Origin of the sequence: Candidatus Magnetaquiglobus chichijimensis (genome assembly GCF_045865675.1) — a bacterium.
Taxonomy (GTDB): domain Bacteria; phylum Pseudomonadota; class Magnetococcia; order Magnetococcales; family Magnetaquicoccaceae; genus Magnetaquiglobus; species Magnetaquiglobus chichijimensis.
Genome location: NZ_BAAFGK010000001.1, coordinates 294,464 through 306,597, shown reverse-complemented (window position 1 = coordinate 306,597; position 12,134 = coordinate 294,464). Strand labels below are relative to the sequence as shown.

Annotated in this window: 9 protein-coding genes; 3 read left to right on the top strand and 6 right to left on the bottom strand. The window is 64.9% G+C overall.

What is annotated here, in order from left to right; all coding sequences use genetic code 11:
• Positions 1–16 precede the first annotated feature (16 nt).
• Positions 17–1,699, top strand: coding sequence for a carbamoyltransferase C-terminal domain-containing protein (locus ACOY6C_RS01020; protein WP_420903615.1), 1,683 nt, complete (start codon positions 17–19; stop codon positions 1,697–1,699).
• 18 nt (positions 1,700–1,717) lie between these two features.
• On the opposite strand, the gene ACOY6C_RS01015 is transcribed toward ACOY6C_RS01020, so the two are convergent.
• Entirely contained in the window at positions 1,718–4,294 is a 2,577-nt protein-coding gene (locus tag ACOY6C_RS01015) for an AMP-binding protein (protein ID WP_420903614.1), read from the bottom strand.
• Between the two features lie 184 nt (positions 4,295–4,478).
• On the opposite strand from ACOY6C_RS01015, the gene ACOY6C_RS01010 reads away from it, so the two are divergent.
• Positions 4,479–4,985, top strand: coding sequence for an FHA domain-containing protein (locus ACOY6C_RS01010; protein ID WP_420903613.1), 507 nt, complete (start codon positions 4,479–4,481; stop codon positions 4,983–4,985).
• A gap of 21 nt (positions 4,986–5,006) precedes the next feature.
• Positions 5,007–5,345: an FHA domain-containing protein gene (locus ACOY6C_RS01005; RefSeq protein WP_420903612.1), complete on the top strand. Its 339-nt coding sequence runs from the start codon at positions 5,007–5,009 to the stop codon at positions 5,343–5,345.
• Between the two features lie 108 nt (positions 5,346–5,453).
• Here ACOY6C_RS01005 and aroC read toward each other — a convergent pair whose 3' ends face one another.
• From aroC to ACOY6C_RS00980, 5 genes are all read right to left on the bottom strand, one after another.
• Positions 5,454–6,539 (bottom strand): chorismate synthase, encoded by a 1,086-nt coding sequence (gene aroC / locus ACOY6C_RS01000; RefSeq protein WP_420903611.1) that lies wholly within the window; start codon positions 6,537–6,539, stop codon positions 5,454–5,456.
• A 287-nt stretch (positions 6,540–6,826) separates the two neighbouring features.
• Positions 6,827–7,618 carry an enoyl-ACP reductase FabI gene (locus ACOY6C_RS00995; protein WP_420903610.1) on the bottom strand — a complete coding sequence of 264 codons (792 nt, stop codon included), beginning with the start codon at positions 7,616–7,618 and terminating at the stop codon, positions 6,827–6,829.
• 56 nt (positions 7,619–7,674) lie between these two features.
• Positions 7,675–8,841, bottom strand: coding sequence for a class I SAM-dependent methyltransferase (locus tag ACOY6C_RS00990; protein WP_420903609.1), 1,167 nt, complete (start codon positions 8,839–8,841; stop codon positions 7,675–7,677).
• A 299-nt stretch (positions 8,842–9,140) separates the two neighbouring features.
• Positions 9,141–10,568 (bottom strand): NADH-quinone oxidoreductase subunit NuoN, encoded by a 1,428-nt coding sequence (nuoN, locus tag ACOY6C_RS00985; protein WP_420903608.1) that lies wholly within the window; start codon positions 10,566–10,568, stop codon positions 9,141–9,143.
• A gap of 63 nt (positions 10,569–10,631) precedes the next feature.
• Positions 10,632–12,113: an NADH-quinone oxidoreductase subunit M gene (locus tag ACOY6C_RS00980; RefSeq protein WP_420903607.1), complete on the bottom strand. Its 1,482-nt coding sequence runs from the start codon at positions 12,111–12,113 to the stop codon at positions 10,632–10,634.
• Positions 12,114–12,134 lie beyond the last annotated feature (21 nt).

Below are 12,134 nucleotides of genomic sequence, written 5' to 3'. Positions count from 1 at the left end.
GCACGGATCCACGACCATGCGCGAGATCATCCTCGGACTCTGGGACGGCCACGACGCCGGCGCCGCGCTGCTCGTCGATGGCCGCCTCGCCTGTGCCATCAACGAGGAGCGGCTGACGCGCCGCAAGCTCGAGATCGCCTTTCCGCGCCTGGCCATCGCCGCCTGTCTCGACCAGGCCGGCATCCGCGCCGACCGGATCGATCGCATCGCCGCCTGCACCACGGATCCGGCCAAGACCCTCTCCCGCCTCCTGCCGGCCACCAAGGAGCGCTATTACCAGCTGCGCCGCCACCTCCTCCCTCCCTCTCCCCTGGATCCCTGGACGCAAACCGCCAAACGGGTCGTCACCCGCTGGCCCGGCAACGCCGTCACCCGCCGGCTGTCGGAGTGGGCGTTGCAACCTGAATTGCGCCGCCTGGGCATCCAGGCTCCCGTCACCTGGCACGACCATCATCGGTGTCACGCGGCCACGGCGGCCTTTGGCCTCGGGCTGGACGACACCCTGGTGGCGACCCTGGACGGGGTGGGCGATGGCCGTTCCGGTTCGCTGTACCGCTTCCGGAGTGGCCGGCTCGAACCGCTGGCCTCGGTGGCGGCGCACGACTCATTGGGGGGCTTCTTCGAGTGCATCACCCGCCTGATGCATCTGCGCGAACTCGAAGACGAGGGCAAGGTGATGGCCCTGGCCGATCACGCCCCGGAGATCGATCCGGACGACAACCCGCTTTTGGAACTCTTCGCCATCGACGGACTCCGGATCCGCGCCACCGTGGGGGATCTCGAACGAAGCGTGCGGCGGGTCCACTGGCGTCATCCAAACGAAACCCTGGCGGCCATGGCCCAACAGGCTTTGGAGAGCTGGGTCTTGACATGGATCGGCCACGCCCTGGCCGCGACCGGCCTGAACCGGGTGGCCCTGGCAGGCGGAATCTTCGCCAACGTGCGGCTGAATGGGATGATCCGACGGCTGCCGGAGGTGGAACGCTGTTACGTCTTCCCGCACATGGGAGATGGGGGACTGGCGGCTGGGGCGGCCTGCCTGTCGGCCACCCAGGTGACCATGCCCCTGCTGGAGCATCCGTTTCTCGGACCCGAGGCCAGCGCGGAGGAGATCGAAGCGGCCATGCGCCGGAGCGGTCTGCCCCATCGCCACCACGCCGATCCGGTGCCGGAAGCGGCGCGCCTGTTGACCGATGGGCGAATCCTCGGCTGGCATCAGGGCCGCATGGAGTACGGACCGCGCGCCCTGGGAGGACGCAGCGTGCTGGCCCGACCCGACCTGCCCGGCCTGCGGGAGCGGCTCAACCGCCGCCTGAAACGACGCGCCTGGTATCAACCGTTCTGTCCGGCAATGCTCGACGGCGAGGCGGAACGGCTCCTGGAGGACCATCGGGGGCCTCCGGATCGCGGCATGACCAGCCTCTACCGGCTGCGTCCGACCTTTCGCGGGCTTCTGGCCGAGGTGAGCGGCGCAGAGGGGAGCTGCCGTCCGCAGATGGTGGCGGAGGAGGATCCGGGCCGGTACGCGCGGTTGCTTGTCGCCATGCGCGCGGCGACCGGACTCGGGGTGGTGCTCGACACCAGCTTCAATCCCCATGGCCAACCGCTGGTCAACACCCCCGAAGAGGCGCTTCGGGCCTTTGTCGCCATGGGACTCGACCATCTGGTGATCGGCGACTGGATCGTGGACCAGGCGTGACCCGCCGCCACCGTCAACTCAACACCCCGTGCCGTTCGATTGTTCCACCGCGTCGGGCTGTGCTTGATCCACGGGACCGAACCGCTCCCAGATCCGTTCGAGGGATTCGAAATCCTCGCGCCGCAACCGCGCCGGATCGATCTGGAACCCGAAGGTGCGATCGAGCATGGCGATCAGCGCCACGATGGCCAGGGAGTCGAGCAGCCCATCCGACACCAGCCGCGACCAGTCCGCCGCCTCGATCATGGGTTGGATCGAGCGGATCTTCAGGCGCATCAACGCCAGGAAGTGCTCCCTGGAGCCGTCCCAGACGCGCTCCTCTGGAGCCGGATCGTTGGGCGCCAGATCCAGATGCCCGAACCGGTCGGTCAGAAGTTTCAGAACCACCCCCTCGTAGGCCGGATCCAGATGGGCCTTGTCGCACAGCAGGGCCGGATCCAGATAGCCGTCCGCGCCCAGCAGCGGGGTGCAAAGATCCAGACAATGGATCACCAACTCCCCGCAGAGGGCGCGCATGGCCGTATAGAACACCCCCTGCCAGCGGTAGCGATCCTCCGGCGTGCCGCGAATCGGCCAGGTGAGATCGCCGTTGTCGATGTTCTCCGGATGGGTGGGGATGCCGGTCAAATAGGCCAGCCGTCCGGGCCAGAGCCGCTTGAGCAGACCGAAAAAGGCCCGATACTCGCCCACCGCCCGCGCGATGCGCGCCGGTGGATCGGCATCGACCGGAAAGACCGATCGGCACTCCGGCTCGCCGCAGGAGACAATCAGCACATCGGTCGACTGGAGCCGTTCGACCAGGGCGGCGAAAAAGGGCAGGCTCTGACGCCAGTTCTCAGACCACAGCAGTCCCACCCAGTGGCCCTGGATGCGCCGGTAGCGGTTGTGATGGCTGGTCGGGCCGCTCCAGAAGAGCCGCACATGGCTGTCGCCGACCAGATGAACCGTGGTGTTGAGGGCGTTTTCAAAACGGCGCAGATTCTCCAGGCGGGCCATCTTGCCGCTGGAGGTCTTCTTCAACCAGTTGCGCGGCACACAAGCGACCTCGGAGCGGATGTCGAACCAGGCGTCGAGCCGCTGGCGCAGCAGTGCGCAGTGCTGACGGCGCATCTCGGGGGTCAACTCCTCCGCCGGTTCGAAGAGCACCAGCACCTGTTCGGAGTCCAATCCCGGATCCTGCCGTCCCACCGCCACCACCCGACCGGGATGGACAACGCCACTCCCCTCAGCGGCGGCCTCCACATCGGCGGGATGGATGTTCTTGCCGTTGTGGATGATCAGCTCCTTGATCCGCCCGGTGACATACAACCGGCCCTCCCGCCAGAAACCCAGATCGCCGGAGGGAAACCAGCCATCATCGCGGGGAGGCGGTTGCCCGTGATAGGACGACACCGCGCACAGGCCGGACAAGAGGATCTCGCCCACCTCTTCCGCGTCCGAGCGGCAATCGATGCGCACCCCGACCCCCGCGACCGGCGCGCCGCAGTCGAACAGCGCAGCGCCCCCCGGCGGGATGGCCTCCGGCGGATCACCCGCCCGCCCCTCCCCGAGCACCACCACCTGACGCCGCGCCAGGGCCATGCGATCCACGATCAACAGGCCGGGCGGCTCACCCAAAGGGGTCAGCGTGGCGGCAAAGACGTTCTCGGCCAGGGCGTAGCAGACCGCCAACTGTCCGCCATCCACGCCGAATGCCTCCTGAAATCGTGCAAAAGCGCCTGTCGAGACCGGTTCCGAGCAGTTGATGAAGGCGCGCATGGTGCGCAGATCTTGGGTGCCGCCCACCCGCGCCAGCCACGAAAAGGCGAAATTGGGCAGCCAGCAAAGGGTGGCGCGGAAGCGTTCGATCACCCCCAGCAGCCAGCCCGGATTGGCGGCCCATTCGAAGGTATCCAGCAGATGGAGCGGGGTTTGGGTGAGCAGGGCAGGCAGGAACACCCCGGCCAGTCCCATGTCGTGGTAAAGCGGAAGCCAGCTGACGATGCGATCCGAAGCCGGATCGAGCCGCAACGCGCCGGCATGCGCCGCCACCTGCCGGTCGAGCATGGCCGGGGTGATCGCCACCGCTTTCTGCAACCCGGTGGTGCCGGAGCTGCACTGCAGAAAGAGCGGTCGCCGGACATCCGGCACGACCGGTGGAAAAACCGCTGGCGCCAGGGCATGTTCCGGATCCTCGGGCGTCAAAAGCTCCGCGCACACCGCCCGGTCGAGGGCCTCCCCGACGAACAGACAGGCACCGAAACGGGCCCGGTAGTTGGCGAGCTTGACGGCGTAATCCTCGGAAGTGATCTTGCGGCTCGGGTGGGAGAGAAAGGTGGGCAGCCGACCGGCCAGCATCGCCCCGAACCAGGCCGCGAGCATGGAGAGGGTCATGCGTCCGAAAATCGCCACCACCCCCTCGGGACGGGCCGCGATGCGTCCGGCCCACCGCCGGGCCTCCTCCCCGAACCGGGCCACCGTCACCACCTCCACCGGCCCGTCCGCAGAGGTGTGCAACCAGAACAGCGGCGCGTCGTTGTCGTCGGAGGCGGGGAGGAGACTTTCCCCGTCCCGCCGGTCCACGCCCGCCAGACGATCGAGAAAGGCTTGAATCATGGGGATCACCGTTTACCTTGGAACGCCCGTCAGGGCGATCCAAGGGTGGAGGGCGAGGGGATTCTCCCCTCCTCCCGCAAGTTGACGAACATTCCTGGGCATACCCTCATCCGAGGTGGCTCGCATCTTGCTTTTCATGACCCTCAATCGCCTCTCAATCCAGCCAAACCGGAAAAAAATGGCCATGCAACGCTTGCCGAACCCATCCTCCATTCTGCCCAACGGCGTTTTCCCGCAACTTCTGTTCCACATTCAGGAGCCGGAGTGCAACGGCTATGACTTCCACTACCATGTCCAGGAGCATGCGGAATTCCTGATCGGCAGGGCCGCGATCCATCTCCATCCGTTCCAGGGCATCCGTATTCTGTTGCAAGACCAGGGGGTTTCGTTGCAACATGCCAGGATATTCCCGCATGCCAAGGGATTCTGGATGATCGAAGATCTGGGCAGCTCCAACGGCACCTTCCTGCGTCCGCCGGAACCGCGTCACGCCACCTGGCACCGCCTGGAAGAACCCGCCCCCCTGCCCGAATCGACAGCCATTCGCGTTGGACAGACCCTGCTCACCGTGCGGTATCTGGACGCCGAAGGCCGGCTGCATCCGCGCGCCGCCTCCTGGCACACGGGCCAGATGGGCGCGCACTCCCGCGAGCCTCACCCACGGAATCCCCACAAAGACGTTGCACGCTAACCTCGCGTCACCAGGCACCGCATGAGCACCACGCTACGCGCCAGATTGATCTTGTACCGGGATGGAGAGCTGGTCGAGGAGTTCCCGGTCGGCAAGGAGCCGATCCGGGTCGGACGGGCCAAGGACAACGACATCCGCGTGCCCAACGCGGCGGTATCGCGTCATCATATGCGCATCTCCAGGGCCAACAGCGAAAAATACTACCTGCGCGATCTGGCCAGCAAGAACGGCACCTATCTCAACGACGAACGCATCCAGGAGGAGCGTCTGAAAAACGGCGATCGCATCGACATGGGGCGTTTCTCGCTCGTTTTCACCTTGACGCCCAAAGCGGGCCATACCACCAAAACGCGCCATTAGACCGGCGCGCGACGCGCCACCACTTCCAACCCTGACGGCCAGCGCCGGGCAGCGACGCCGCGCTACGGCTTCCAACCCTGACGGCCAGCGCCGGGCAGCAACGCCGCGCTACGGCTTCCAACCCTGACGGCTGCGGTGACGCAACCAGTGGTCGGCCAAGGTCAGGGCCATCATCGCCTCGGCCACCGGCACGGCGCGAATCCCCACGCACGGGTCATGACGCCCCTCGGTGATCACCTGACGCGGATTGCCATGCACATCCACGGTGCGCTTGGGAATGCGGATCGAAGAGGTGGGCTTGAGGGCCAATCGGGCCACGATCTCCTGGCCGGTGGAGAGTCCACCCAGGATGCCACCTGCGTGGTTGCTGACAAAGGTGACCTCGCCATCCGGCGCGGGGAGCATCTCGTCGGCGAGCATGGAGCCGCGACCGCGCGCCATCTCCATCCCATCGCCGATCTCCACCCCCTTGACCGCGTTGATGCTCATCAACGCCTTGGCCAGATCGGCATCCAACCGGTCGAACACCGGTTCGCCCCACCCCACGCCCACCCCAGAGGCGACCACCTCGACGGTCGCGCCCACCGAATCCCCGGCAGCGCGCACCGTGTCGATCAGCAGCTCAAAACGACTCACCGCCGCCGCATCCGGCGAAAAGAAGGGGTTGCGTCCCACCTCTTCCCAATCCCATTGATTGCGGTCGATCCGCTCCGGACCCATGGCGATCAACGCGCCACGAATCTCCACCCCGACGGCGGCCAACAGCTTGCGGGCGATCGCCCCGCCCGCGACCCGCAAGGCGGTCTCCCGCGCCGAGGCCCGTCCGCCGCCACGGTAATCGCGAATGCCATACTTGCGCCAGTAGACGTAATCGGCGTGTCCGGGGCGGAACAGGTCCTGGATCTCGGAGTAATCGCGGGAGCGTTGATCGGTATTCTCGATCATCAGGCCGATGGGCGTCCCGGTGGTCACCCCCTGGAACACCCCGGAGAGGATGCGTACCTGGTCCGGTTCGCGTCTGCCGGTGGTGAAACGGCTCGTGCCCGGACGACGCCGGTCCAGATCCCGTTGCAGATCGCTCTCCACAAGGGGCAAACCCGCCGGACACCCCTCCACCACCCCGCCCAGGGCCGGACCATGGCTCTCGCCAAAGGTGGTCAAGCGAAACAGGATACCAATGCCATTGCCGGACATGCCGATTCCCGATGGTTGGATGTGACGGTGGAGCGGTCGGAGAACCACCGGAGCCTGCGCCGCACGCTCCGCAGAGCCTGAGCCGCACGGTCCGCAGAGCCTGAGCCGCGCGCTCCGCAGAGCCTGAGCCGCGCGGTCCGCAGAGCCTGAGCCGCGCGCTCCGCAGAGCCTGAGCCGCGCGCTCCGCAGAGCCTGAGCCGCGTGCTCCGCAGAGCCTGAGCCGCACGGTCCGCAGAGCCTGAGCCGCGCGCTCCGCAGAGCCTGAGCCGCGCGGTCCGGTGGGATGGTCAGCCCTCCTCGTGATCGACCGCCTTCATGCCCACCACATGATACCCGGCATCCACATGCAACACCTCGCCCGTCACCCCGCTGCTCATCCCGGACAACAGATACAACGCCGACTCCCCCACCTCCTCGATGGTGACGTTGCGGCGCATGGGGGCGTTGTCGCGGTTCCAGTTGAGGATGTGCTTGAAATCGCCGATCCCCGCCGCGGCCAGGGTGCGGATCGGACCCGCGGAGATGGCATTCACCCGGATGTTCTTGGGTCCAAAATCCACCGCCAGATAACGCACGCTCGCTTCCAAGGCCGCCTTGGCCACGCCCATCACATTGTAGTGGGGCATCACCCGTTCGGCGCCCAGGTAGGTCAGGGTCAGAATCGAACCGCCGTTGCGCATCAGAGGGGCCGCACGACCGCACAACGCGGTCAACGAATAGACCGAGGTCTCCATGGCAATGCGGAATCCCTCCCGCGAGGTGTCGTAGTAGTATCCGTCCAGCTCCTCCTTCTTGGCGAAAGCCACGGAGTGGACCAGAAAATCAACCCCACCCCAACGCTGCTCGACCTCCTGGAAAACCCGATCGATCTCCTCGTCATTGTTGAGATTGCACGGCACCACGAAATCGGATCCCAGCTCCTCGGCCAAGGGACGCACCCGCTTTTCCAGCGCCTCGCCGAGATAATTGAACCCCAACACCGCCCCCTCGCGATGACAGGCACGCGCGATCCCCCAGGCGATGCTGCGCTCGTTGGCCAAACCAAAAATCAATCCCCGCTTGCCTTCCAGGATTCCCATGACCTTCGTCCCTCATCGTCTCGTAACCGGATACACCAAACCCACAAAGTAACATTCTATAACCGGTTCCGTTGATCATTCAACCGAAAACCGGACAGCACCCCATCCCCGACCCCACGTCCCATGGCCAACACCTTGAACCGCTCCCCCATCTCGTCCGGCAGCAGCAACCGCATCGCCACCTTGCGCAGCCGTTCGACCGCCTCCGGCTCCATGCGCCGCGCGGCCATCTCCAGCCGTTCCAGAATCCCCAACCCCTGCAAGAACCACCCCTGCGTGGTGAACCCCAGCAACTCCAGACCGCCAGCCACCCCGGCACGCGCCATGGCGGAAAAATTGACATGGGCAGTCAGATCCATCGCTCCCGGATGCCGCAGCGGATCGTCCACCCGCTCCCCGTCCCGATGCCCCACCAGCGTTCCGGCCTGACGATACGGGCCGAAGTGGTCCTGGTCCACCTCGCCGTAATCGATCATCAACAGCACGCCGCGCCGCAAACGCATTCCGACATCCGCCATCCAGTCCCATGCCGCCAACCCCACCTCGTCGCGAAATCCCACCGGCAAACCGATCCCCGCCCCTTCAAAATAGGCTGCGATCCGCGCTTCGCAAGGCTCTCGATGACAATTTTGCAAACCGCCATCCCGGTCCATGGTCACCGCCAGCTCTCGCAAGCCGTCGGCGCCCATCTCCACCCAGTGGACCGGCATGGCATCCAGAAACTCGTTGCCCAGAATCACCCCGTCGGCAACCGTCTCCGGCACCCCTGCCAGCCACGCCACCCGCTCCGGGCCAAAACCGGCCTCCTGCAACAACCTCTCCTGCCGATCGCGAAAATCCGGGCTGATCTCCACCAGACCATACCGCAATGCCGGGAAAAATTCTGGAAACCGCCGCGCGGTGGTCAGGATGTCGAGCGCCAACCGCCCGGACCCACCCCCCATCTCGATCACCTCGAACAAGGCGGGACGGCCCAACAACTGCCAGATCTCGATGCACTGCAAGGCCAGCAGTTCGCCGAACAGGGAGGTCAGCTCCGGCGCGGTGACAAAATCCCCGCCCCGCCCCACGCGGGTACGCCCGGTCATGTAATAACCATGACGCGGATGATACAACGCCAACTCCATGAACCGACAAAAGGGCAAACTCCCGCCCGCGCCCGCGATCGCCTCGCGCAGCACGCCGGCGATCGGCTCCTCCCCGCTCGTCACATTCGCCTTCATCGCTCCCCGCATTTCAAGTCAGATGGGGCAACCACCGCGACCCGCGATCGTCCCGCGCGCGCCCTGCCCAGGCATGCCCCCCGCATCGCCTGCCCACCAGCCCTCTGCCGAGCAGGTTCGCCGCACGCATCGCCGGCTCCCCGCATCCCTGCCCACCAGCGCTCTGCCGAGCAGGTTCGCCGCACGCATCGCCGGCTCCCCGCATCCCTGCCCACCAGACCACCTTGGCCACGCCCCAAACAAAAGGAGGTCTGGAATCCTCTTCCAGACCTCCCGAAGCCCGCAACAACAAATCCGGACTACAGAAACATCTTGACGGTCGTGCCGCTCCAGGTCAACAGTCCGCCCGGGAAAAGCCCCCAGAACAGCATGATCACGCCGGTCACGGTCAGGATCGCCAACTCCTGGAAGTTCAGGGAGATGGTGAAGGCACCCTCGGCAGGCTGATCGAAATACATGAACTTGACGATGCGCAGATAGTAGAAAGCGCCAATCGCCGAGAAGAGCACACCGGCCACCGCCAGAAGGATCATGCCGGACTGGACCGCGGCCATGAAAACATAGAGCTTGCCCATGAACCCGGCCAGAGGCGGGATCCCGGCCATGGAGAACATGAACAGGGACATCAACAGCGCCAGCATGGGACGGCGATGGGCCAACCCCTTGTAATCCGAGGTCTCGTCGCCGATCCCCTCGCGGTTGAGAAGCAGCACCACGGCAAAGGCGCCGACGCTGGTGAAGATGTAGATGGCCAGATAGGCGATCACGCTCTGATAGCCCAGACCCGAATGGGTGGTCATGCCGATCAGGATGAAACCGACATGGCCGATCGAGGAGTAGGCGAGCATGCGCTTGATGTTGGTCTGGCCGATGGCGGCGATGGCGCCGACCGCCAGGGACAACAGGGCCAACAGCTGCAACAGCGGATTCCAGTGGCTCTGCAACGCCGGGAAGGCGCTCAACAGCACCCGGAAGATGCCGGCGAAAGCGGCGATCTTCGGCAGCACGGCCATGAAGGCGGTGACCGAGGTCGGAGCACCCTCGTAGACATCCGGGGCCCACATGTGAAACGGCGCGGCGGCGATCTTGAAGCTCATGCCGGCCAGCACCAGGATCACGCCCATGATGGTGGCGGTGGCGATGTGACCATGCGCCATGGCCTGTCCGATGCCGGTGAAGAGGGTGGTGCCGGTGGTGCCGTAGATGAGGGTGATGCCGTAGAGCAGGAAGCCGGAAGCCATGGAGCCAAGCACGAAGTATTTCAGACCCGCCTCATTGGAACGGATGTCATCGCGTTTCCAGGCCGCGAGCACGTAGATGGAGAGGGACATCAGCTCCAGACCCAGATAGAGCATGATGAAATCGCCCGCCGAGGCCATGAACATGCCGCCCAGCAGCGCCATGAGGGTCAACACCTGGTACTCGCCGCCATCGAAGCGGTTCTGACGCATGTAGCCCGAGGACATGAACAGCACCAGACCGGTGGCCACGTACATCAGCAGCTTCATCGAACGGGAGAACAGATCGTTGATGAACGAACCCCCGAACGCGGTGCCATCTCCAGCGTTGAGCGTGATGGCGGCGGCCACGACCACGCCGGCGATGCTCATCGCCATCAGCCGGGTCCCCCGCTCCTCGTTCTCGCTGGCGCTTTTCAACAGCACCACGAGTCCCAGGATCGTGATCAGGATCTCCGGCAGCATCGCACCGAGGTTGATATCCGGCATTTGGACTGGCATTTCCTTACATGCTCCCCGTCTGGATGAAAGCGTGCGACTCGATTCTCATACTTAAAACCCGGCCACCGCCACGGCACCGGTCTTGACCGCCGCAGCCTGGATCAACAGATGTTCCACCGAGGCGTGGAACAGATTCAGGAACGGCGCAGGATAGAAGCCGATCCAGAACACCAGCACCAGCAGCGGCGCGAACAACATCACCTCGCGCATCGACAGATCCTTCATGGCGCGCACCTCGTCGTTGGCGATCGGGCCGAAGACCACGCGCTTGAACATCCAGAGCATGTAGGCCGCGCCGAAGACCAGACCGGTCGCCGCCACCATGGCCACCGCCTTGTTGGCCATGAAGGCCCCCAACAGGATCAGGATCTCGCCCACGAAGCTGTTGGTGCCCGGCAGACCCACCGAGGACATGGTGAAGATCATGAAGATCACCGCATACACCGGCATCACATGGGCGACACCGCCGAAGTGGGCGATCATGCGGGTGTGCATGCGGTCGTAGACCACGCCCACCGCGAGGAACAGAGCGCCCGACACGATGCCGTGGTTGACCATTTGCAGGATACCGCCCTCGAGCCCCTGTTGATTCAGGGCAAAGATCCCCAGGGTGACGAAACCCATGTGGGAGACCGACGAATAGGCGACCAGTTTCTTGAGATCCTTCTGCATCAGGGCCACCAGGGCGGTATAGACCACCGCGATCAGGGAGAGGCCGAAGATGAAGGGGATGAAAAAGCGCGAGGCGTCCGGCAGGATGGGCAGGGAGAAGCGCAGGAAGCCGTAAGCGCCCATTTTCAGCAGAATGCCGGCCAGAATGACCGAACCGGCGGTCGGGGCTTCGACGTGGGCATCCGGCAGCCAGGTGTGGACCGGCCACATCGGCACCTTGACCGCGAAGGAGGCGAACAGACCCAGGAACAGCCACACCTGGAACGAGAACGCGAGCGGCAGCTTCATCAACTCGGGGATCGAGAAGGTGTGACCCGCGTAACCCAGCGACAGGATGGCGATCAGCATCAACACCGAACCGGCCAGGGTGTAGAGGAAGAACTTCAAGGCCGCGTAGACCCGGTTCGGACCACCCCAGACGCCGATGATCAGGAACATCGGGATGAGCATCGCCTCCCAGAGCACATAGAAGAGGATGAAGTCCAGGGCGCAGAACACCCCCACCACAAAACTCTCCAGGGCCAGAAAGGCCATCAGGTACTCACGCACCCGGATCTTGATCGACTCCCACGAGGCGAGCAGGCAGATCGGGGTCAAGAAGGTGGTCAGCAGCACGAACGGCAGGCTGATCCCATCCACGCCCATGCGATAGGCGATGCCGTACTCCGGCAGCCAGGCCACCTCTTCCACCAGCTGAAAGCTGGCGGTCTTGGTGTCGAATCCGAGCAGGATCCCGAGGCTGATGAGGAAGGTGACCAGCGAGACCAGCATGGCCCAGTATTTGGCCAGGTTGTCGTTGCGCACCCCCAGCAGAATCACCAGGGCTCCGACAAGCGGAAGGAATGTCACAAGGCTCAGCATGGTTGCTCTCTCCCGCCCCCA